The 21,195-nt window shown below is 52.1% G+C and carries 20 protein-coding genes and 1 other RNA gene; 15 read left to right on the forward strand and 6 right to left on the reverse strand.

Annotated elements, in window-relative coordinates; translation table 11 throughout:
• The first annotated feature begins 8 nt into the window (after positions 1-8).
• Both fdhF and fdhD read left to right on the forward strand, forming a co-directional pair.
• The gene (gene fdhF / locus ACP15Y_RS09535) at positions 9-2,858 is read left to right on the forward strand and encodes a formate dehydrogenase subunit alpha (RefSeq protein WP_424982837.1); all 2,850 of its coding nucleotides are present in this window, start codon (positions 9-11) and stop codon (positions 2,856-2,858) included.
• Entirely contained in the window at positions 2,858-3,640 is a 783-nt protein-coding gene (fdhD, locus tag ACP15Y_RS09540) for a formate dehydrogenase accessory sulfurtransferase FdhD (RefSeq protein WP_424982838.1), read from the forward strand. The genes fdhF and fdhD overlap by 1 nt, the downstream gene beginning before the upstream one ends.
• Positions 3,641-3,792: 152 nt before the next feature.
• On the opposite strand, the gene ACP15Y_RS09545 is transcribed toward fdhD, so the two are convergent.
• Positions 3,793-4,401, reverse strand: coding sequence for a carboxymuconolactone decarboxylase family protein (locus ACP15Y_RS09545; protein WP_424982839.1), 609 nt, complete (start codon positions 4,399-4,401; stop codon positions 3,793-3,795).
• A 180-nt stretch (positions 4,402-4,581) separates the two neighbouring features.
• Here ACP15Y_RS09545 and ACP15Y_RS09550 point away from each other — a divergent pair, with 180 nt between their 5' ends.
• Positions 4,582-5,250: a GntR family transcriptional regulator gene (locus tag ACP15Y_RS09550; protein ID WP_424982840.1), complete on the forward strand. Its 669-nt coding sequence runs from the start codon at positions 4,582-4,584 to the stop codon at positions 5,248-5,250.
• 105 nt (positions 5,251-5,355) lie between these two features.
• Entirely contained in the window at positions 5,356-6,051 is a 696-nt protein-coding gene (locus tag ACP15Y_RS09555) for a nitroreductase family protein (RefSeq protein WP_424982841.1), read from the forward strand.
• A gap of 63 nt (positions 6,052-6,114) precedes the next feature.
• On the opposite strand, the gene ACP15Y_RS09560 is transcribed toward ACP15Y_RS09555, so the two are convergent.
• Together ACP15Y_RS09560 and ald are read right to left on the reverse strand one after the other, a co-directional pair.
• Positions 6,115-6,990: a LysR family transcriptional regulator gene (locus tag ACP15Y_RS09560; RefSeq protein WP_424982842.1), complete on the reverse strand. Its 876-nt coding sequence runs from the start codon at positions 6,988-6,990 to the stop codon at positions 6,115-6,117.
• Between the two features lie 236 nt (positions 6,991-7,226).
• Complete coding sequence (gene ald, locus ACP15Y_RS09565; RefSeq protein WP_424982843.1) at positions 7,227-8,342, reverse strand: alanine dehydrogenase; 1,116 nt, start codon at positions 8,340-8,342, stop codon at positions 7,227-7,229.
• A 146-nt stretch (positions 8,343-8,488) separates the two neighbouring features.
• Here ald and ACP15Y_RS09570 point away from each other — a divergent pair, with 146 nt between their 5' ends.
• Positions 8,489-8,932, forward strand: a complete 444-nt coding sequence (locus ACP15Y_RS09570; protein WP_424982844.1) for an Lrp/AsnC family transcriptional regulator — start codon at positions 8,489-8,491, stop codon at positions 8,930-8,932.
• A gap of 105 nt (positions 8,933-9,037) precedes the next feature.
• The gene (ettA, locus tag ACP15Y_RS09575; protein WP_424982845.1) at positions 9,038-10,693 is read left to right on the forward strand and encodes an energy-dependent translational throttle protein EttA; all 1,656 of its coding nucleotides are present in this window, start codon (positions 9,038-9,040) and stop codon (positions 10,691-10,693) included.
• Positions 10,694-10,756: 63 nt separating this feature from the next.
• Here the strand turns inward: ettA and ACP15Y_RS09580 are convergent, their stop codons facing one another.
• Complete coding sequence (locus ACP15Y_RS09580; RefSeq protein ID WP_424982846.1) at positions 10,757-11,206, reverse strand: host attachment protein; 450 nt, start codon at positions 11,204-11,206, stop codon at positions 10,757-10,759.
• Positions 11,207-11,313: 107 nt separating this feature from the next.
• Here ACP15Y_RS09580 and ACP15Y_RS09585 point away from each other — a divergent pair, with 107 nt between their 5' ends.
• The 3 genes from ACP15Y_RS09585 (at position 11,314) to ACP15Y_RS09595 (ending at position 13,727) form a co-directional block, all read left to right on the forward strand.
• Positions 11,314-12,117, forward strand: coding sequence for an alpha/beta fold hydrolase (locus ACP15Y_RS09585; protein WP_424982847.1), 804 nt, complete (start codon positions 11,314-11,316; stop codon positions 12,115-12,117).
• 102 nt (positions 12,118-12,219) lie between these two features.
• Positions 12,220-13,143 carry an EamA family transporter RarD gene (gene rarD, locus ACP15Y_RS09590; RefSeq protein WP_424982848.1) on the forward strand — a complete coding sequence of 308 codons (924 nt, stop codon included), beginning with the start codon at positions 12,220-12,222 and terminating at the stop codon, positions 13,141-13,143.
• Positions 13,140-13,727: an MOSC domain-containing protein gene (locus tag ACP15Y_RS09595; RefSeq protein ID WP_424982849.1), complete on the forward strand. Its 588-nt coding sequence runs from the start codon at positions 13,140-13,142 to the stop codon at positions 13,725-13,727. Before rarD ends, ACP15Y_RS09595 begins: the two co-directional genes overlap by 4 nt.
• On the opposite strand, the gene ACP15Y_RS09600 is transcribed toward ACP15Y_RS09595, so the two are convergent.
• The gene (locus ACP15Y_RS09600) at positions 13,678-14,619 is read right to left on the reverse strand and encodes a LysR substrate-binding domain-containing protein (protein WP_424982850.1); all 942 of its coding nucleotides are present in this window, start codon (positions 14,617-14,619) and stop codon (positions 13,678-13,680) included. The two genes, ACP15Y_RS09595 and ACP15Y_RS09600, sit on opposite strands and share 50 nt — an antisense overlap.
• A 99-nt stretch (positions 14,620-14,718) precedes the next feature.
• Between ACP15Y_RS09600 and ACP15Y_RS09605 the strand changes: the two genes are divergently transcribed.
• A complete protein-coding gene (locus ACP15Y_RS09605; RefSeq protein WP_424982851.1) occupies positions 14,719-16,158 on the forward strand; it encodes a catalase in 1,440 nt (479 codons plus the stop codon).
• A gap of 183 nt (positions 16,159-16,341) precedes the next feature.
• Positions 16,342-17,460 carry a DUF2336 domain-containing protein gene (locus ACP15Y_RS09610; protein ID WP_424982852.1) on the forward strand — a complete coding sequence of 373 codons (1,119 nt, stop codon included), beginning with the start codon at positions 16,342-16,344 and terminating at the stop codon, positions 17,458-17,460.
• Positions 17,461-17,521: 61 nt separating this feature from the next.
• On the opposite strand, the gene ACP15Y_RS09615 is transcribed toward ACP15Y_RS09610, so the two are convergent.
• The gene (locus ACP15Y_RS09615; protein ID WP_424982853.1) at positions 17,522-17,833 is read right to left on the reverse strand and encodes an ArsR/SmtB family transcription factor; all 312 of its coding nucleotides are present in this window, start codon (positions 17,831-17,833) and stop codon (positions 17,522-17,524) included.
• A gap of 147 nt (positions 17,834-17,980) precedes the next feature.
• Here ACP15Y_RS09615 and ACP15Y_RS09620 point away from each other — a divergent pair, with 147 nt between their 5' ends.
• From ACP15Y_RS09620 to rnpB, 4 genes are all read left to right on the forward strand, one after another.
• Positions 17,981-18,937: an ArsR/SmtB family transcription factor gene (locus ACP15Y_RS09620; protein ID WP_424982854.1), complete on the forward strand. Its 957-nt coding sequence runs from the start codon at positions 17,981-17,983 to the stop codon at positions 18,935-18,937.
• Between the two features lie 7 nt (positions 18,938-18,944).
• Positions 18,945-19,868 (forward strand): methylenetetrahydrofolate reductase [NAD(P)H], encoded by a 924-nt coding sequence (metF, locus tag ACP15Y_RS09625; protein ID WP_424982855.1) that lies wholly within the window; start codon positions 18,945-18,947, stop codon positions 19,866-19,868.
• Between the two features lie 72 nt (positions 19,869-19,940).
• Entirely contained in the window at positions 19,941-20,657 is a 717-nt protein-coding gene (locus ACP15Y_RS09630; protein ID WP_424982856.1) for a TerB family tellurite resistance protein, read from the forward strand.
• Positions 20,658-20,696: 39 nt separating this feature from the next.
• Positions 20,697-21,073: RNase P RNA component class A (gene rnpB, locus ACP15Y_RS09635), an RNA gene on the forward strand.
• The last annotated feature ends 122 nt before the right edge of the window (positions 21,074-21,195 follow it).

Raw genomic sequence — 21,195 nt, forward strand, 5'->3', positions numbered from 1 at the left:
AGGATCAAATGGCGATCCTGAAAGAGAAAGATTTCGGCACCCCAGCTTCTAAATCCGATAAGCACGTGTCGGTGACCATAGACGGGTTTGAGGTGAGCGTGCCCGAAGGCACCAGCGTGATGCGCGCGGCGGCGACGGTGGGCTTGGATATTCCCAAACTCTGCGCTACGGACAGTATGAATTCGTTTGGCTCGTGCCGCTTGTGTTTGGTGGAAATTGAGGGACGCAAAGGCACCCCGGCGAGCTGCACCACACCTGTGGCTGAAGGCATGAGCATTTCCACCCAAACGCCGCGCTTGGAAAAGCTGCGCCGTGGGGTGATGGAGCTTTATATCTCTGACCATCCGCTGGATTGCCTGACCTGCGCCGCCAATGGTGATTGCGAATTGCAGGATATGGCGGGCGAAGTTGGCCTGCGCGATGTGCGCTATGGCTATGAGGGCGCAAACCATTTTGATGCGCCGAAGGATGAGAGCAATCCTTATTTCACCTTTGACCCGAGCAAATGTATTGTGTGTTCGCGCTGCGTGCGGGCGTGTGACGAAGTGCAGGGCACTTTGGCGCTAACCATTTCTGGTCGCGCGTTCGACAGCAAGGTAGCGTTGGGCACGGAAGATTTCTTCTCGTCTGAATGTGTATCATGTGGCGCTTGCGTGCAGGCGTGTCCGACGGCGACCTTGGAAGAAAAGGCTGTGATCGATCATGGCGTGCCGAACCGCTCGGTGTTGACGACTTGCGCTTATTGCGGCGTGGGCTGTTCGTTCAAGGCGGAGATGCGCGGCGATCAGGTGATCCGCATGGTGCCGTATAAAGATGGCAAGGCCAATCATGGCCATTCCTGCGTGAAGGGCCGTTTTGCCTGGGGCTATGCCACCCATAAGGACCGGATCACGCAACCTATGATCCGCGACAAGATCACGGATCCCTGGCGCGAAGTGAGCTGGGACGAAGCAATCAAATTTGCGGCTGACGGGCTGAAAAAGGCACAGGAGAAATATGGGCGTAAGTCCATTGGCGGCATTACCTCTTCACGCTGCACCGCGGAAGAAGTGTGGGTGGTGCAAAAAATGATCCGCACCGCCTTTGGCAACAATAATGTGGATACGTGCGCGCGCGTTTGCCACTCGCCCACTGGCTATGGCCTAAAGCAGACTTTTGGTACGTCCGCCGGGACGCAGGATTTTGACTCGGTGGAAGACGCCGATGTGATCATGGTGATCGGGGCCAACCCCACCGATGCGCACCCGGTTTTTGCCTCGCAAATGAAGCGGCGGTTGCGCCAGGGCGCGAAACTGATTGTGGTTGATCCGCGCAAGATTGATTTGGTGCGGTCTGCCCATATTGAGGCGGATTATCATTTGCCGTTGAAGCCGGGCACCAATGTTGCCGTAGTGAATGCCATCACGCATGTGGTGGCCACCGAAGGCTTGATGGATCAAAGCTTTGTGGATGAGCGGTGCGATTTGCAGAGCTACAAGGAGTGGTTTGACTTCATCACCGATGAGATCAATTCGCCAGAAAGCGTAGCGGTGGAGTGCGGCGTTGATGCGGATGCTATTCGTGCTGCGGCTCGGCTTTATGCCAAAGGCGGTAAGGCAGCGATTTATTACGGCTTGGGTGTGACTGAACACAGCCAAGGCTCGACCATGGTGATGGGCATGGCCAATCTGGCGATGGCCACCGGGAATATCGGCGTGCGCGGTGTGGGGGTAAACCCGCTGCGTGGCCAGAACAATGTGCAGGGTTCGTGCGATATGGGCTCGTTCCCGCATGAATTTTCCGGCTATCGCGGCGTGGACAATGAAGAGGTGCGCGGCAGCTTTGAGCAGGCTTGGCAGCGTGAGTTGGATGGCGTGCCGGGCTATCGCATTCCGAACATGTTCGACGAAGCCATAGCAGGCCATTATAAGGGCATGTATGTGCAGGGTGAGGATATCGCGCAATCTGACCCGAACACTCAGCATGTGGAGGAGGCACTTCGCTCGCTGGATATGCTGATTGTGCAGGATTTATTCCTCAATGAGACTGCGCGGTTTGCGCATGTCTTCTTGCCGGGCACCAGCTTTTTGGAAAAAGACGGGACGTTTATCAATGCGGAGCGGCGGATCAACCGGGTGCGTCCGGTGATGAAATCTGCAACTGGCCTTGAAGAATGGGAAGTGACCCAGCGGCTGGCTAATGAGATGGGTTATGCTGAAATGAATTACACCGATGCCAGCGAGATCATGGATGAGATTGCGGCACTGACACCGACATTTGCCGGGGTGAGCTTTGAGCGGCTGGATCGGGATGGCTCTGTACAATGGCCGTGCAATGATGATGCGCCGGACGGTACGCCGATCATGCATGTGGATGGTTTTGTGCGCGGCAAAGGCGCCTTTGTGGTCACCGAATATGTGCCAACCACCGAGAAAACCAACCGCAAATTCCCGCTGATCCTGACCACCGGTCGGATTTTGAGCCAATATAATGTTGGGGCGCAGACGCGCCGGACCTCCAATATTGATTGGTGGGGCGAGGATGTGTTGGAAATTCATCCGAGTGATGCGGAAGCACGCGGTATTCGTGATGGGCATTGGGTGTCGTTACGGTCGCGCAAGGGCGAAACCAGCCTCCGGGCTGTGATTTCCGAGCGGATGGCACCGGGTGTGGTTTATACCACCTTCCACCATCCGGAGACGGGCGCGAATGTGATTACCACGGAGAATTCCGATTGGGCCACCAATTGCCCGGAGTATAAGGTGACCGCGGTGGAAGTGGCGCCGGCCAACCACAAGTCCGACTGGCAAGAGCAATATGAGCTGGAAACGCCGAGCCTGCGCCAATTGATGGATGCGCCGAAAGAGCCGGCTGAATAGTGGCGGACAAAGAGCAAGAGGTGGCGCGGGCCGTCGATATCGACATTGGTGGCGCGCGTGATCAATGGCAATTGGCGAATGAATGTCCGTTGGCTCTGGTCTATCACCAGCGTAATTATGCGGTGATGCTGGCCAGCCCGCAGGATCTAACCGACTTTGCATATGGCTTTTCCATCAGCGAGCGGGTTGTGTCCGATGCGTCCGAGATCAAATCGGTGCGGGCTGAGCCGAATGTGCTGGGCATTGATCTGCATATGGAGATTGATCAGGCGCGGCTGGAGCGGCTGGATTTAACCCAACGACGGCGGCATCTGGTCGGTGCGTCCGGCTGCGGGCTTTGCGGGCTGGATAATGTAGATCAGTTTTTGGCGAAATTGCCGGAAGTGGCGGAGGTGACGCCAACCAAAGAGGCGATGGAGAAGGCCATGGCTGCTTTCTCGTTGCATCAGAAGCTTAATCAGCAAACCCATTCCGTGCATGGGGCCGCGTGGGTGTCGCTAGAGGGCGGCATCGTTGCTATGCGCGAGGATGTGGGACGTCATAATGCGGTGGATAAGCTCTTGGGTGCGAGGGCGCGGGCCGCTTTCGCAGGGGAGGCTTTTCCTGACGGGTTTTTAATGGTGTCCAGCCGCTGTTCTTTTGAAATTGTGGAGAAAACGGCGCGGCATGGGGTGGGGGCGCTGCTGTCCATTTCTGCGCCGACGGCGTTGGCGTTGGATAAGGCGGAAGAGGCCGGATTGCGCCTTTTTGCGCGGGCGCCGGGTGGGATTGCGCGGTTTTAGGCTCACGCACTTCCACGTCATTTCCGCGTGGGCGGGAAGCTAGGTGGGACTATCTGCGCGCAAGTCGTCGGCGTTGTGCGCTTAGAGTAGCTGCTGCTTGGAGCCTCGGGGCGAGCCCGAGGATGACGTAAGCGAGTGTGCTGGGCTTTGCTCTAACTATGGTTCCAATCATCCGGGTCGGCGGAATTGTTGGGCGACAGGCCGATAATGTCGCCATCGGTGGAGCAGCCGAGGCCGAGCACGGTGCGGTTGGCATAGCCGAAATAGGCGGTGACCTGGTTGATTTCTAATATCTCGCCATCATCATATCCGGCGTCGCGCAAGGCGGCGACGTCGGCTTCTACCACTTCTCCCGGCTGATTGTTGAGCTTTTGCGCGTAGGCGAGGGCGGCGAGTTCCTGATGGGAAAGTGGGGCGCTTGAGATGTCGTGACGCTCGATGGCGGCTTTGATCGCGTCAGCGCGTTCATCGTCTTTTAGGTTGCGCTTTAGGCCAACAAAGCGATGTTCAAAGCAATAGTTGCAATTGTTCAGATAGCTGACATAGGTGCCGATCGTTTCCAAAAACCATTTGGGGATGGTGTTGTTGGCATGGTGCAGCACATATTTGTAGATCGCCATATGGCCTTCCATGGAATGGGGGCGCAGCGAGTGCATCATCATGATGTTGTCGACATTATTGTTTGGTCCTGTGACCCGTTGATAGAGCTGCTTTAGTCGCCCTGTTGCTTCCTCAAATGGGATTGTTTTGATCCACGCCATAGTTCTCCCCCCTTGGCAATCGCCTTGCTAGACTATATTGTCGGACAATAACGAAGATTTGTCAGCATTTACACTGAAAAATTCTTTTGAAAATAGACGAATTGCAATGCAATTTTGTTGCAAAGCCAACTCAATCTTTCTAGCGTGCGCGATAGGGAGCAATTTATTTGGGGGGAATTGGTGTCAGAATCCAGCGTAGAATCTGTTGTGCAGATGATTACGGATGCTGTACGCACCGGGCGTCTGGCGCCTGGCATGCGTTTGGTTGAAGCCGAATTTACGCAAAATCTTGGCGTTAGCCGCTCGACGGTGCGTGAAGGTTTTCAACGGCTCATCGCAGCGGGTCTTTTGACATCTGAACGCCATCGTGGCGTAAGTGTGCGCCAATTTACGCGCAAGCAAGTGCACGATCTCTATGTGCTTCGGGCGAACCTAGAAGGTCTAGGTGTGGAACTTGCCACGTCAAAAGTTGCCGAAGCACCTGCTTTTATTCAAGATTTGCAGCAGCTAATGGATGATGCTGAGAATGAGCGTGATCTCACCAAATTCTCGCAACTCAATACAGAGTTCCACCATTATCTCGCCGATATGGCGAACAATGAATATCTCAAGAGTGTCATCTTGCAGTTTGAGACTTCAATTTATTGGCTGCAATTTCGCGTGTTGGTGGATCAGCAATCCGTGTTCCGCACCAATCAAGACCATCGTGTGATTGTTGAACATATGGTCGCGGGGCGCGGTGCAAAGGCCGCAGCGGCGATGCGACAACATATTCTGAATGCTGAGGAAATGGTGCAATCGCTGCCCAGCAGTCACTTTAAGCGAGATATGGCAGCACAAAATCTCTAATCACTCGCGGCAGGCGGGTGGTAAGCAGTAGTTCACGCTTGACTTCAGTGCGACTTCTGATATTGTCGGACAATAATGATAGACAATAAAATCTGGGGTGGGAAAATGGTTGATCAACAATTTGGGCGCGATTTTGAGCCGATTGATTTACCTGACTATAAGGAAGTGCCGCAGGCCGAAATGCGCGCCGCGGCAGAAGCGTTTTATGAGGACATCAAAAAACGCCATACGGTACGTGAATTTTCAGATAAGCCTGTGCCGCGCGATATTATCGAAACATGTTTGAAGGCAGCGGGTACCGCGCCGAATGGGGCAAACCATCAACCATGGCATTTTGCTGTGATTGGCGATGCGGGGATGAAGCGGCGCATTCGCGAAGAAGCAGAGATTGAAGAAAAGACCTTTTACGAAGGGCGGGCCGGGGAGGAATGGCTGAAGGCGCTGAAACCTATTGGCACCGACGCCTCCAAACCCTTCTTGGAAAAAGCACCTTGGTTGATCGCTATTTTTGGCGAACGCCGCAGCATTGGGGCAGATGGCAATAAATATAAGAATTATTATGTGCCTGAATCTGTGTCGATTGCCACGGGCTTTTTGCTGGTGGCGCTGCATAAGGCGGGACTTGCGACGTTAACCCATACGCCAAACCCCATGAGTTTTCTCAACGAGATTTGCGACCGTCCCAAATCGGACAAGCCCTATATTTTGCTGGTGGTGGGGTATCCAGATGAAAACGCCAAAATTCCCCGTCATGCAACTGAGAAAAAGCCTCTCGAAGAGATCGCGACCTTTTATGAATAAAGGTTTGGCTTGATCAGCCATTAAGCGAAGAAAGGTCAGCTCTGGACGGCTGACCTTTTTCATTTAGAGATCAGAAAAATTCTCGACCATAAAGTCGATAAAGACCCGGGTTTTGAGTGGCAGGCGACGTCGGTGTGGATAAAGCACATAAAGCGGTGTCGTGTCAGACGCTTCATCCTCCAGCATGGTCACAAGCGTACCTTGTTCAATTGATTTGTTGAGAATGAAGGTGGGCAAATAGCAATAGCCGACGCTTTTTTCTGCCAAGGTCACGATGGTGTCGCCATTGTTGGTGTTGGCGCGAATGGTATCCGGCGCGACGCGGAAATTTTGCCACGATGGTGCATTCTGCCGCAAAGAATAGGTGATGGATGGCCAATTTTTCAGCTCGGTCACGTCTTTTGGTTTGCCACCCATTTTTTCAATGAGTTCGGGTGAGGCTGCCAAATGATGGCTGGTTTCGGCAAACTTGCGTACAATGAGCGAGTCTGAGCCAGTGGCGCCAATGCGGATGGCAAGGTCCATGCCTTCTTCGATGATGTCCACATAGCGATCTGACATGTGCAAATCGACTTGGACTTTACTATGACGTTCTAAGAATTTTGGCAGCAATGGCGCTACATATTGCGAGCCAAAGGTTACTGGCACGGCGATGCGCAAACGCCCTTGCGGTTCGAGGCTCTTTTCAGCAAAGCGACTTTCAATCTCTGCATTTTGTTCAAGGATATTGCGACAATGTTCCAAATATTCGTTGCCGGCTTCGGTGAGCGATACGCGGCGCGTGGTACGGTTAAGCAGGCGCACGTCCAGCCGTTCTTCCAAAAGGCTTAGGGTGCGCGACACGATGGCTTTGGAACAGCCCAGTTTTTCTGAGGCAGCGGTAATCCCGTGATTTTCAGCAACGGCGACAAAAGTCTGCATAGCGTTGAGCATATCCATTATATTACCCTTTCAAACAAATTGCCTCAGTATAACTAAATTAAGCTCAAAAAATTGAACAGCGTCAATTGACCATTTGGTCTAACTTACAGGGTCGTAAAATTGATCTTGTGTCCAATTCGCCAAATTTAGCGGCTTTGTTCAGAATTACGAAACAATGCCTTTGCTGGATCAATCAAATAAAAAGCCGCACAGAATAATCCGTGCGGCCTTGAGATTTCGCGACGTGTAAATTCTTAGTTCAAGAATGTGTCGGCGCTCACATAGTCATAGCCAAGATCGTGCGCCACTGGGGCACACGTCACTTTGCCATCGCAGACATTAAGGCCATTTTTCAGGTGCGCATCATCTTTCAATGCTTGCTTCCAGCCTTTGTTGGCGATTTGCACGGCGTGATGCAAGGTCGCATTGTTCAACGCGTAGGTTGAAGTGCGGGCCACAGCACCAGGCATGTTTGCCACGCAATAATGCACCACATCATCAATGATGTAGGTTGGATCTGCGTGGGTGGTTGCTTTTGATGTTTCGAAGCAGCCGCCTTGGTCAATCGCCACGTCAACCAACACAGCGCCTGGCTGCATGGTTTTCAGCATTTCACGGTTGACCAATTTAGGTGCGGCAGCGCCAGGCACCAAAACAGCGCCAACAACCAAATCGGCTTCTTTGACCAATTCTTCAAGCGCAGCCTTTGTGGAGTAGACCACTTTGGCGCTGGCTTCGAAATGGTTGGACAAGCGCTCAAGCTGTGCTGGGTTGCGGTCCAAAATGGTCACATCAGCGTGCATACCAACGGCCATTTGCGCTGCATTGAAACCAACAACGCCGCCGCCAACTACAACCACTTTAGCAGGAGCAACGCCGGGCACGCCGCCCATCAAAACGCCACGGCCACCATGGGCTTTTTCCAATGCGGCAGCGCCGGCTTGGATCGACATACGACCAGCAACTTGGCTCATCGGCTTAAGCAAAGGCAAGCCACCAGCATTGTCTGTTACGGTTTCATAAGCGATGCACACTGCGCCGCTTTCAACCAAATCTTTGGTTTGCTCTGGATCGGGTGCCAGGTGCAAATAAGTGTAGAGAATTTGGCCCGGCTTGAGCATTGCGCGCTCATTGGCTTGGGGCTCTTTGACTTTGACGATCATGTCGGCAATGTCGAACACTTCTTTCGCCGTGTTCAGGATTTTCGCGCCTGCTTGTTCGTAAACATCATTGGCTGCGCCAATGCCAGCGCCCGCGTTGGTCTCGACATAGAGTTCATGGCCATTTGCGATCAATTCTGCCACGCTCTCTGGTGTCAAACCAACGCGATATTCATGGTTTTTGATTTCTTTGGGTACACCGATTTTCATTGAAGACTCCCTCCGCATTCGAAAATTCGCTGAAAGTATAATTCAGATTCTGCCGGAAAAAATTGCAATTTTGTGTCTGAACCATTAGCTTAGTTAAAAATTTTACGAATTAGTCGGGAGGTATTCGTATTTTTTCCCTTGATCAGTTGGATAAGCGAATTATTCGGTCGTTGCAGGCGGATTGCCGGATATCAATGCAGGAATTGGGTGACCTTGTGGGGCTTTCAACCTCAGCGTGTCATCGTCGAGTGAAGCTTTTGGAGGAGCGGGGGCTGATCTCTGGTTATCATGCCCATCTTGATCCCGATATTTTGGGATTTGGCATGCTTTTCTATGTGGAGGTAAGCCTGACGGATCAAAGCGAAGCCACATTGAGCGAGTTTGAGGAGGCCGTGCGATCGGCGCCGGAAATTTTGGAAGCTTCGCTGGTGGCCGGGGCGTCAGACTATTTGTTGCGGCTTGTGTGTGAAGATGCAGAGCATTTTGAACGGTTGCACCGCACCCGCTTGTCGCGTCTGCCGCATGTGGCGAGAATACAATCTAACCTTGCGATCCGCGTGGTGAAGCCGATGACTGGGTTGCCTGTATAGCCGCTTTCCGGGCAGAACACGCGAAAATCCTGCTTCTGTGGTTGCGTCTTTGGCGGCAATCTCTTAAACGCATGGGCAAGACATTTATTATTTGAGGTTCGCAATATGGCGCGTCAATTTATTTATCACATGCATGGCATGTCCAAAACTTATGCCGGTGGCAAGAAGGTGTTGGACAACATTCATCTGAGCTTTTATCCCGACGCCAAAATTGGTGTTTTGGGGCCAAACGGGGCGGGTAAATCTACCCTTCTCAAAATTATGGCGGGTATCGACACTGAGTTTCAGGGCGAAGCTTGGGTGGCCGAGGGAGCCAAAGTTGGCTATTTGCCACAGGAGCCGCAGCTTGATCCAAACTTGGATGTGCGCGGCAATGTGATGCTCGGCGTGAAAGAAAAGCAGGACATTATCGACCGCTATAACGAGTTGATGATGAACTATTCTGACGAAACAGCTGAAGAGGGCGCTGCCCTGCAAGATCAAATTGATGCTGAAAATCTTTGGGATCTTGATTCAAAAGTTGAAATGGCGATGGAAGCGCTGCGTTGCCCGCCAGGCGATGCATCTGTTGAAAATTTGTCAGGTGGTGAGAAGCGTCGTGTTGCGCTTTGCCAATTGCTGCTTGCCGCCCCTGATTTGTTGTTGCTCGACGAACCGACCAACCACTTGGATGCGGAAACCACTGCATGGCTTGAAAAGCATTTGCGTGAGTTCCCAGGTGCGGTGTTGATCATCACCCACGACCGTTATTTCTTGGACAATGTAACAGGCTGGATTTTGGAACTCGACCGTGGTCGTGGCATTCCTTATGAGGGCAATTATTCTGCTTATCTTGGCCAGAAAGCGAAGCGCTTTAAGCAAGAGGCTGCGGAAGATGCTGCGCGTCAACGCGTGTTGCAAAGCGAGCAAGAGTGGATTGCCGCGTCTCCTAAGGCGCGTCAGGCCAAGTCGAAAGCGCGTATTAAAGCTTATGATGAGTTGGTGAAGGCCAACGAAGCGCGGACCCAGTCCAACAAAGCGCAAATCATTGTGCCACCTGGCCCACGCTTGGGTGACTTGGTGATCAATGTTGAAGGCTTGAAAAAAGGCTTTGAAGATCGCTTGTTGATTGATGATTTGAACTTCAACCTGCCAGCTGGTGGTATTGTGGGCGTGATCGGGCCGAACGGCGCGGGTAAGTCTACCCTTTTCAAAATGTTGACCGGGCAAGAGCAGCCAGATGAAGGCAGCGTGACCATTGGTGACACGGTTAAACTCGGCTATGTGGATCAGAGCCGGGATGCTTTGGACGCCAACAAAACTGTTTGGGAAGAGATTTCAGAAGGCAACGACATCATCACACTCGGCAAGCGTGAGATGAACAGCCGGGCTTATACCTCTGCCTTTAATTTCCGCGGTGGCGATCAGCAGCAAAAGGTTGGCAATTTGTCAGGCGGTCAACGCAACCGCGTGCACTTGGCTAAAATGCTGAAATCTGGCGCGAACGTGTTGCTGCTCGACGAACCGACCAACGATTTGGATACGGAAACTTTGGCTGCGCTTGAAGAAGCGCTGGAGGAGTTTGCAGGTTGCGCCGTGATCATCTCTCACGACCGGATGTTCCTTGACCGGTTGGCCACACACATGCTCGCATTTGAAGGCGACAGCCATGTGGAATGGTTTGAGGGTAACTTTGCTGATTATGAAGCAGACAAAATTCGCCGTTTGGGTCCAGACGCTGTGAACCCAAAACGCGTGACTTATAAGCCGCTTACCCGATAAGCCGGATAAGTGGAGTCAATAAAAACGCCCCGCAAGTGCGGGGCGTTTTTGTTTGGTCTGCCCTTAAAACACGACCATGTTTTTGAAATAGTCGGGCAGGTCGGCCGTTGGGATGTTGGTCAAATCTTTCGGCACATCATCTTCTAGCTTTTCCTGCAAATGCTTGTTGAAGTGCTGTCGCATTTCACCAAGGCTTTGCGGCGGTGCTGCGATGATCAGGCGGTCGAACTTCTTTTCTTGAGCGGCCTTATTGAGATGCTCAGCCACTTCTTTTGAAAAGCGCTGATGTTCCACGTCGTCTGGATCAGTTTGCTGCTCCATGGCGCTGCGCCCATCGCCTGCGGAAGAAAATGTGCGTCCGCGATCATTGGCGACAATATCGCTGGTTTTCAGCGCTTGACGTTGTTTGCCGTGATCTGAGAGCGCCGTCAACCCTTTGTTCGGGCCGGTGTTTTCGAAGATTTTCGCTTCGGTGCCGTTGGCAACCAATAACCAAGTGATTGTCGGTTTCATCCTTTTGCCCTTTCCTTTTAGCGTTAAGGTGCGCAAGGTAGAACGCATGATACACCTTTTGTGTTTCATCTTAAAATCGCAAATCTGGATGCGGATTGGGGGCTCCGATGGCAGAATTCAAGATCAAACTAAATGGCACGCAAATCTTTGGCGTTGAGCAAGGGCACGGGGCGCCGGTTGTGTTTTTACATGCTGGGGTAGGGGATCACCGCATGTGGAAGCCCCAATTGGATGCCATGGATGTGGGCGTTCATGCCATCGCCTATGATCAGCGCGGATATGGGCAGAGTGTTTCTGAGGATGTGCCTTGCTCGGACATAGATGATTTGTTGGCGGTGCTTGATGATTTTCGCATTGAACGCGCGGTGCTGGTGGGATGCTCGATGGGCGGCGGATTAGCCTCTGCGTTTGCGCTTACGCATCCAGACCGGGTGGCGGGCTTGGTGCTTGTTGCTTCTGCCTTTACAGGGATGCCGATGATTGAGCTAGATGTGCGGGAAAATGAAATTGACGCGCATTATCAAAAGCTGGAAGCGGGGGATGATCTGGATGCGCTCAACCAGTTTGAGGCGCGGGTTTGGCTGGATGGCGCACGCGCAGAAGAAGGGCGGGTGCAGGGTGCATTGCGTGATTTATTTTTGGATATGAATAGTTTGCGGCTGAAACATCCACCCTTGAATCAAAAAGCGGCGCGGCCAGAGACTTATTCTCGGTTGCATGAAATCAAAATGCCCTTTCTGTTGATCGCTGGAACATGCGATTCTGCCTATCACGAGAAGCTCAATGCTATGATTGCACAGGATGTGCCGCTGGCAGAGGCGAAATTGATTGAGCAGACGGGCCATCTGCCCAATTTGGAAGAGCCTGAACAGTTCAATGATTTGCTGAGTGCGTATCTCGCCACGCTTTGACGAGTCCATCGTTTTAGGTGATCGGCCTCATTTATCAGTTTGATTGGTCAAACCAGTCAAAAAGATGTAATCCGTGCCTTTATCAAGATGAAAGGCCCGATAATGAGCACAGATGATTCCGTTCGCCAAACCCAACTCGGCGCACTTGCTGCCTTATCCGCCTATACGTCATGGGGCGTGTTTCCGTTGTTCTTCCGGCTATTGGGAGATGTAAGTCCTTATATTGTGGTGGCGCATCGGGTGTTGTGGTCGGCCTTGATGGTGGCCATTTTCCTGCTGGTGGTGAAGCGGCTTGATGAGATTAAAGCCGTTTTCAAATCTCGGAAATCTATGGTGTGGTTGGCTGCGTCTACCGTCGCCATTTCCATCAATTGGGCCATTTTTGTTGGGGCTACCGGCACAGAAAATGTGCTTTCGGTTAGCTTTGGCTATTTCATCACCCCATTGGTGAATGTGGCCATTGGCATGGTGCTATTGGGTGAGCGTCAGAATAAGTTTCAAACCATAGCGATTGCTATTGCGGCCGTTGCCGTGGGTGTGCAGGCCATTGGCCTTGGTGGTGTGCCGTGGATTTCTTTGGCTTTGGCTGCCAGTTTTGCCTTTTATGGCTATTTCCGCAAAACCGTGGATGTGGGCGCAGCGCCGGGCTTGTTGATTGAAACGCTGATGATCATGCCTTTCGCCATTATTTTGTTGGCCTATATGGGCCCTGCCTATCCAATGGCGACAGCAGAAGCTGGTCTTTTCATCTGGTTCTTGCTGTTTATGAGCGGGCCTTTGACTGCAGGGCCGTTGATCTTGTTCTCATTTGGCGCGAAGCGCTTGCGGATGACCACGATTGGCATTTTCCAATATATCGCGCCATCCATGCATTTTGTGTTTGCGGTTTGGCTGTTGGGCGAGCCGCTAAATGAAGCACGCCTCTTTAGTTTTGTGCTGATTTGGATATCCTTGGCGGTCTTCACCTATGATTCATTCACCCGACAGCGCGAGGCTGCGCGGGCACGCAAAAAGGTCCCTGCATGACACAGATCCCCGCCCAAAAATTCACCGCAGAACTTGCAGATTTGTTTTTGGCGGCAGGGGATGATTTCATCTCAACGTCAGTGCCGGAGTTGGAACTGACTTATGAGGGGATTGTCGGCGATCACCATGCGGGATTGACGCGCAAATCGGGCGGACGCGAGCCTTGGTATAAGCGCGGCACTGAAATGCGCAATGAGCGCCAAGTGTCGCTTTTGTCTGTCGAAGAAGTTGCGATTATTGCTGAACGGCTGAATGTCGACCATTTTGATGCGGGGCGGATCGGCGCGAACATGTTGATCAGCGGCTTGCCGCAATTCTCACAAATTCCATCGCGGACGCAGTTCTTTTTCCCATCTGGCGCAGTGCTGCGGATTGATGGATATAACGCACCGTGCAAAATTGCCGGGGCCGCGTTGCAGGCTGATTATGATGGTCGTGACGATATTGAGCTTGGCTTTGTGAAAGCCGCAGCAGAGTTGCGTGGGCTTGTGGCTTGGGTGGAGCGCCCGGGACTTGTGCGCAAGGGCGACGAGATTAAGGTGCGGGTGTGGCCGCAGCAACTTTATCAACCCGTGAAGGCATAGTCAGGCACGGTTCGGCCAGCGCCGCGGCGAGGGTTGCGATTTGACGCAATTGCTGTTTTTGCGCCGAGGTGCGTCGCCACACCATGGAAATTGTGCGTTGGGCGCCGGGCGATTTGAGTTCATGCAAGGCAATAGCATCGCTGCGGATTTCGCGAGCAAGGTACATGGCTGGCAGCAAGGTGACGCCAAACCCTTTGGCCACCAACTCAACGATGGTTGCGAGCGAGGTCGCGGCAAAGCTTTGGTCTTTATTGCGAGGATTGGGATTAAGGCTGCACGCTTCAATTGCTTGGTCGCGGAAGCAGTGCCCCTCTGAAAGCAGCAGCAATTCTTCGTTTTGCATCAAATTGAGATCGACCGGGTCTTGAATGTTTTTGTGCCGCGCAGCGGCCAAAACAAATGGGTCGTCGAACAGCGGTTGCGCTTCGAACCGTTCAAGCGGCGGTTTGGTGCCGATAATGCCGAAATCCAATTCACCATCGGCCAGTTGTGTCAACAGCATTTCGGTTTGCATTTCACCCAGATTGAAGAGCTGGGTCGGGAAGTTTTCGGCCAATGTTGTTAGCAGGTGCGGCAGGAAATAGGGCGCAATGGTGGGGATGAGGGCACCGCGGATCGGCGCGCTGAGACCAAAGCGGGCTTCGTGCGCGGCTTCTTCCAATGCATCCACTTGCGCGACAATGCGGCCCGCCTCCAGCAAAAACACTTCGCCAAAGCGCGTCGGGATCACCCGTTTGCCCAGCCGCTCAAATATTTTTTTGCCGCATTGCGTTTCCAATGTCTGAATTTGCTGAGACAATGCAGGCTGGGTCACATGACACTTTTCGGCTGCGCTGCCGAAATGGCCATATTTTTGCACCGCCAGTGCGTAGCGCATTTGTTTAAGGGGCATTCCGCTCATAAGAAAAACTTATCATAATTGAAAATTTAATCAATTTGAATTCTAGCCATTGCGCAATTAGCTTTAATTTAGTGAACGAAAGGGAGCGATATGAGCAAGAAAACATTGACCACTACGGCGGGTGCGCCGATTTCGGATAACCAAAACTCATTGAGCGCTGGCCCACGCGGTCCGCTGCTGTTGCAAGATTATCAACTGATTGAAAAGCTGGCTCACCAGAACCGTGAGCGTATCCCAGAGCGGGTTGTGCACGCGAAAGGGTGGGGTGCTTTTGGTACGCTAAAGATCACTGGCGACATTTCAAAATACACCTCGGCCAAAGTGTTGCAGCCGGGTGCTGAAACACAAATGCTGGCGCGTTTTTCGACGGTGGCTGGCGAGTTGGGCGCAGCGGATGCTGAGCGTGACGTGCGTGGCTTTGCGCTGAAATTCTATACAGAAGAAGGCAACTGGGATTTGGTGGGCAACAACACGCCTGTGTTTTTTGTGCGTGACCCATATAAATTCCCAGACTTTATTCACACGCAAAAGCGGCACCCGAAAACCAATTTGCGGTCGCCAAAAGCGATGTGGGATTTCTGGTCACTTTCGCCTGAAAGCTTGCACCAGGTGACGATTTTGATGTCTGATCGCGGGTTGCCGACCGCACCTATGCACATGAATGGCTATGGGTCGCACACTTATTCTTTATGGAATGAGAACGGCGAGCGCGTTTGGGTGAAGTTCCACTTCAAAACCGAACAAGGCCATGCGCACTTCACCAATGAAGAGGCGAAACAGGTTGTGGGCGAAAGCCGCGAAACATATCAAGAGGCATTGTTTGGCACCATTGAAGCTGGTCATTATCCGCGCTGGAAAGTTCAAGTGCAGATCATGACGGAAGATCAAGCGGCGAGCTTTGAGCACAATCCGTTTGATTTGACCAAGGTGTGGCCGCATGCGGACTTCCCGCCGATTGATATTGGCGTGATGGAGTTGAATCGCAATGCGGAAAACTATTTCGCTGAAATTGAGCAAGCTGCTTTCTCGCCATCAAATGTGGTGCCGGGCATTGGCTTCTCACCAGACAAGATGCTGCAAGCACGTATCTTCTCTTATGCAGATGCGCACCGCTATCGCTTGGGCACTCATTATGAAGCATTGCCGGTAAATCAGCCAAAGAATGGTGTTCATCACTATCATAAAGATGGACAGATGAACTTTATGGGTCAGAAAACCGGGCATGTGGATGCTTATTATGAGCCGAACTCAATTGATGAGTCTGCGAAAGAAGCACCGGAATATAAAGAACCAGCTTTGCCACTGAGCGGCGATGCGGATCGGCACAATCACCGTGATGGCAATGATGATTTTTCACAGCCACGTGCACTGTTTGAGTTGTTCGATCAAGCGCAGAAAGATCGGCTATTTTCTAACATTGCCGACGCGATGGATGGGGTGCCTCAAGATATTGTCGATCGACAATTGGCCTTATTTGACCAAGTTCACCCCGATTATGGCAACGGTGTGCGGGCGGCTCTGAAGGGCTAAATGCAACCCAGAATTGAATAAATTGGAGCGTCGCCTCAATTAGAGGTGGCGCTTTTATGGTTAATGAAACCTAAATCTGATCGATAAAGTTTGCAGCAAATTTTAGCTGAAACGCCAGCATTTACTTTATGCAGCCTCATGTAGATTGCACTGAATGGCGCAGAAGCGCTTAAGGAGGTAGCAATGGAACTCGATCATTCCAAGGGGACTGCGTTCTCTAACTTTCGGGCACTCACAAGTGACCCGAACAAAGCTGAGTGCGAGCAATTGATCCGGAACATGGCAACATTGTTTAGCCATGTGGTGGACCGCTGCGATGATGAGCAGATTGCGCAATATGACGAAGTGTTGTGTCAACTTGCTGAACTTGTGGAATCGGAAGCCCGTGCTGATGTTGCGCAAATTTTGGCGCCGCTGTCGCGTGCGCCGGGCACCGTTGTCATCAAATTGGCGCACGATGAAGTTGAAGTGGCAACGCCGCTGTTGGAATTCTCCAGCGTGCTGTCAGATGATGATTTGATTGAAATTATCGAGTCTCAATCTGAAGGTCACCGTTCAGCAATCGCTGGTCGCTCATCGGTAGCTGACCGTGTGAGCAGTTCAATTTGTCATCATGCTGAAAATGAAACCGTTAAAAAGCTTGTTGAAAATGAGAAGGCAGAGATCGGCCCTGAAGCTGGTCCGTCGCTTATTCAACGTGCTGCCAAAGACGAGAGCATTGCGGGTTCAATGGGGCATCGTCATGATGTGGACTGGCGTTCGATCTATTCAACACTCGATGATGCGAGCAAGCGTGTGTTTTCTACACTGGCACGCACACACATGAAAATTGACCGTGCAAATGTTGATGCAGCCAAAAAGGTTGTTGTGAACAAGATTAAGGAGCGCGTGGGCTTTAACGCAACTGAGTGGACTGTTGCGTGGGGCCAGGTGCGAGCGCTTAGCGATCGTCGCCAACTCGATATGAAGGCGCTGGAGCGTTTCTGTCGCTTTTCATATGCGCACCATTCAGCAGCAGCGATTGCATTAATGCTGCGCATTCAGCCAGAAGTGATGGTGAAATGGTTTGCCGGGCAAGATGTCGGCGCATTCATCGTGGCGGCGCGTGCGTTGGATATGTCACCAGAAAGCTTTGCCAAGGCGATTGCAATTGTGCCTTGGCGCGACAAACTCAATGCAGATGATCTGCAATTAGCGTCAGCTCGATATGAATCGCTATCGTTCCACGATGCCCGCGAAATTTTTGAAATGTGGCGGGCCCATAGTTTCCGTCGGCCACAGCAAAATAGGCGAGTTGCCTAAAGCTGCGGCGTGAGAGCTGCGATTGCGACGTAATTTATAGTCTGATGCCGGGTGGGCGCCGTCAGTCAATCAAGCTTTGTGCCCAATTTACGACATTTTGGATGGTGGGTTTTTGTAATGAGCAAATCCGCCATTGGCGGTCGATGCGGCGTTCAATGACGCCTGCAGATTCCAATACGCGCAAGTGACGAGAGATGGCTGGTGCCGTAATGGTGTGGGGTGATGAAATCGCACCCACTGGCAGTTCGCCCTTTTCCGCCAATTGTTCCACAATTGATAGTCTTACAGGGTCCGCAAGTGCACTCAAAATCGTGCACATTTTATCACGATCGTTTGACGAGTTATTTGCCGTACTGTGACGTTCGTTTGTCATCTTTTTAACGACTCTTATTTAATTGTTGTTTTAATTGAAGATTTCCTTCAGGTGAGGTAATAAAATTACCCACACCGCTTTAACCTATTTCATTGCCAAATTCTGTATTTAGGATATAAAGAAACCTTTATATCACATGAGGGTGACGTGACGAATTTGCGCGAAATGGTGGAAATCTTGAGGTCTGCGGGTGAGTTCACGCGGTTGCGGCTGCTCGCGCTTTTGGCCGAAGGTGAACTCTCGGTGAAGGATTTAACCGAGATTTTGGACCAAAGCCAGCCTCGGGTGTCGCGACACCTCCGATTATTGACCGAATCGGGTCTCATTACGCGACATGCAGAAGGTGCTTGGGCATTTTTCCGACTGTCTGATGAATTGGAGTCTGCCGCGCTTGTGCAGCATATTCTGGGACGCTTGGACGACCACGATGAATTGTTGGTGGCTGACCGGCAACGGCTTGCCGCAGTGCGCCGCGACCATCAAGCACGCGCTGCGACATTTTTTGCCAAAGTGGCAAAAGACTGGGATCGCTTGCGTACCTTGCACGCGCCGGACGAGGCGGTGGAGCAAAGCATTCAAAGCATGTTGAATGGCAAGTATTTCGACACATTCCTCGATTTGGGCACTGGCACGGGCCGGATGTTGGAGCTGCTGGCAGATCAGTTTCAAAAGGGCATCGGGCTGGATGCGAGCCGCGAGATGATTTCGGTGGCACGCACCAAGTTTGAACGTTCAAACCAGAAGAATGTTCAGGTGCGTTTGGGCGATATTGGTGATTTGTCTGAATATCGTGACAGCGCCGACTTCGTGATGTTGCACCAAGTGCTGCACCATTTTGATGATCCGGGCATTGCCTTGCAAAATGCGCGACTTTCGCTCAAGCCGGGCGGCGCCATCATGGTGGTGGATTTTATGCCCCACAAATTGGAGTTCCTGCGGGAAGAACAGGCGCATCGTCGCCTAGGTCTTTCCCATGTTCAAATGCAGGCCTGGGCGCGTAGCGCGCGACTTAATGTGATGCAGTCGCGGGAGATCCCACATCCCGGACCTGACGATGGACTAACCGTGTGCATTTGGCACTTAACGGACAATAGCAAGAATTGAATTTATTATGAGTGATACCCCTATTTTTTCGACTCCAGACCGCTTGTCACGCCAATCTGAAAAGGAATTGGCGAAGCTGGATTTGTCTTTCGAGTTTTTCCCCCCGAAAACCGATAAGATGGAAGCGAGGTTTTGGGAAACTTTGGAACGGCTTGCGCCTTTGTCGCCGCGCTTTGTGTCGGTGACTTATGGTGCAGGCGGCACCACACGTGGCCGCACCACCAAAATGGTGTCGCGGATTGAAAAGGAATCTGGTGTGAAGGCTGCCGCGCATTTGACCTGCGTTGGGGCCACTAAAGAAGAAGTGAATGAAGTTGTGCGCGGCTATAAGGATGCCGGGGTTTCCCGCATTGTTGCTTTGCGAGGCGATCCGCCAGAGGGCGTTGGCCAACCGTTTCAGCCGCATCCGGAAGGCTATCGCAATGCCGCCGACCTGGTGGCTGGCATTCGGACCATTGGCAATTTTGACATTTCTGTCGCGTGCTATCCTGAAAAGCACCCGCAAAGTCCGGATTGGTATGCGGAGTTCGAAAATCTTAAGCGAAAGATTGATGCGGGCGCCAGCCGAGCGATCACGCAGATGTTCTTTGATAATGAGCTTTATTTGCGCTTTGTTGATCGGGCGCGCAATGCGGGCATTGAAGCACCGATTGTGGCCGGGATACAGCCGATCCACAATTTCACGCAAATCTCCAATTTTGCTGGACGTTGCGGTGCCACCATTCCAAAATGGGTTGCAGAGCGATTTGAAGGATTGGAAGATGATCCGGAAACGCATGCGCTTGTGGCAGCAGCGGTTGCGGCGGAGCAAGTGACTGAATTGGTGGACCGTGGGGTTACTGAATTTCATTTTTATACGATGAATCGGTCGCCTTTGGTCTATGCATTGGCCCGCCTATTGGGGCGACGGCCTGAAAATTCAAGAGGCTAATTCTCGTTTTATTGTCTGGAATCGGACATAATGTCGCCTATATCTGGCAACCAGTTGGCTGCGGAGGGAAAAATGTCTGTTTGGACGGTAATAGCGCAAAAAATTGGTTCGTTTTCTGAACGCACGGGGCTGGCAGGTTCGCTGGCCTCGTTGCTTGACCCTGAAACATGGTTGTTGGGCGGCAAAGAGGCTGCATTTACCCTGTCACTGGTGGCGCTGTCTGCCAAGATGGCGGCGGCGGATGGGGTGGTCACCGCAGATGAAATTCGTGCCTTTCGGGAGAATGTGGAAATCCCCGCGGGTGCCGAGGAGCAGGTGGCGCGGGTTTTTGATCTGGCGCAGCAGGATGTTGCCGGATTTGAAACCTATGCCCGGCGGGTGGCGCGTTTGTTCCAAGACAGTCCCGAAACTTTAGAGCACGTGATGGACGGGCTGTTTCACATCGCTGAGGCAGATGGGCTTATCCACGAAGATGAACTGGCCTATTTGGAAACGGTGGGTGTTATCTTCGGGCTGACCGAGGATGAGTTTGATCGATTGAGCGCGCGCCATATGGTGGCGGGCGATAGTGATCCATACTTTGTTTTGGGTGTCGATCGCGACATCGATGATGATGGTTTGCGGAGCGCATATCGCAAGTTGGTAGCCGAGCACCATCCAGATCGCCTGATGGCGAAAGGTGTGCCTGCAGAGCTCGTGCAATTGACCTCCAAAAAGATGGCTGCCATCAACCATGCATATGATCAAATTTTAGAAAGCCGACAGGCGAATTCAACAGAATCTGCATAATGCTTGACCCGGCGCACATGCGACCCTATTGAAAGCGGGTCAGTTGGTCGGGCAGTCGCTCCTTTTTGAGGAGAGGAAAGTCCGGACTCCATGGAGACACGGTGCCGGATAACGTCCGGCGAGGGCGACCTTAGGGAAAGTGCCACAGAAAGCAAACCGCCGCGTTTATCGCGGTAAGGGTGAAAGGGTGCGGTAAGAGCGCACCGCGAAGCTGGTAACAGGTTCGGCATGGTAAACCCCACCGGGAGCAAAACCAAATAGGGATGGCATAGTGCGGGCTTGCCTGTGCGGATCGGTTTCCAGATCAGTCATCCGGGTTGGTTGCACAAGCCCTCTGGCAACAGATGGCTCAGATGAATGGCTGCCACGCAGATTTTTCTGCCTTACAGAATCCGGCTTATAGACCAACTGACATTTTCATTTCAAAAATCCAAATATGCGCGAATTTGAAACCTAATCTTAAGGCTCGGTTAGCTATATTTTGCGGATAAGTCGAAAGCGCCCCACTTGGCGTTGCGCTGCGTATTTGGTTCAACAG

Origin of the sequence: Maritalea sp. S77 (assembly GCF_049801075.1) — a bacterium.
Lineage (GTDB): Bacteria > Pseudomonadota > Alphaproteobacteria > Rhizobiales > Devosiaceae > Maritalea.

Coding starts and splice junctions, on each gene's coding strand:
- ACP15Y_RS09605 (WP_424982851.1), top strand. CDS start 14,719: ATGAGCAAGAAAACATTGACCACTACGGCGGGTGCGCCGATTTCGGAT.
- ACP15Y_RS09630 (WP_424982856.1), top strand. CDS start 19,941: ATGTCTGTTTGGACGGTAATAGCGCAAAAAATTGGTTCGTTTTCTGAA.
- ald (WP_424982843.1), bottom strand. CDS start 8,342: ATGAAAATCGGTGTACCCAAAGAAATCAAAAACCATGAATATCGCGTT.
- ACP15Y_RS09555 (WP_424982841.1), top strand. CDS start 5,356: ATGGTTGATCAACAATTTGGGCGCGATTTTGAGCCGATTGATTTACCT.
- ACP15Y_RS09560 (WP_424982842.1), bottom strand. CDS start 6,990: ATGGATATGCTCAACGCTATGCAGACTTTTGTCGCCGTTGCTGAAAAT.
- rarD (WP_424982848.1), top strand. CDS start 12,220: ATGAGCACAGATGATTCCGTTCGCCAAACCCAACTCGGCGCACTTGCT.
- ACP15Y_RS09585 (WP_424982847.1), top strand. CDS start 11,314: ATGGCAGAATTCAAGATCAAACTAAATGGCACGCAAATCTTTGGCGTT.
- ACP15Y_RS09615 (WP_424982853.1), bottom strand. CDS start 17,833: ATGACAAACGAACGTCACAGTACGGCAAATAACTCGTCAAACGATCGT.
- ettA (WP_424982845.1), top strand. CDS start 9,038: ATGGCGCGTCAATTTATTTATCACATGCATGGCATGTCCAAAACTTAT.
- ACP15Y_RS09580 (WP_424982846.1), bottom strand. CDS start 11,206: ATGAAACCGACAATCACTTGGTTATTGGTTGCCAACGGCACCGAAGCG.
- ACP15Y_RS09545 (WP_424982839.1), bottom strand. CDS start 4,401: ATGGCGTGGATCAAAACAATCCCATTTGAGGAAGCAACAGGGCGACTA.
- ACP15Y_RS09595 (WP_424982849.1), top strand. CDS start 13,140: ATGACACAGATCCCCGCCCAAAAATTCACCGCAGAACTTGCAGATTTG.
- ACP15Y_RS09610 (WP_424982852.1), top strand. CDS start 16,342: ATGGAACTCGATCATTCCAAGGGGACTGCGTTCTCTAACTTTCGGGCA.
- ACP15Y_RS09600 (WP_424982850.1), bottom strand. CDS start 14,619: ATGCCCCTTAAACAAATGCGCTACGCACTGGCGGTGCAAAAATATGGC.
- fdhF (WP_424982837.1), top strand. CDS start 9: ATGGCGATCCTGAAAGAGAAAGATTTCGGCACCCCAGCTTCTAAATCC.
- metF (WP_424982855.1), top strand. CDS start 18,945: ATGAGTGATACCCCTATTTTTTCGACTCCAGACCGCTTGTCACGCCAA.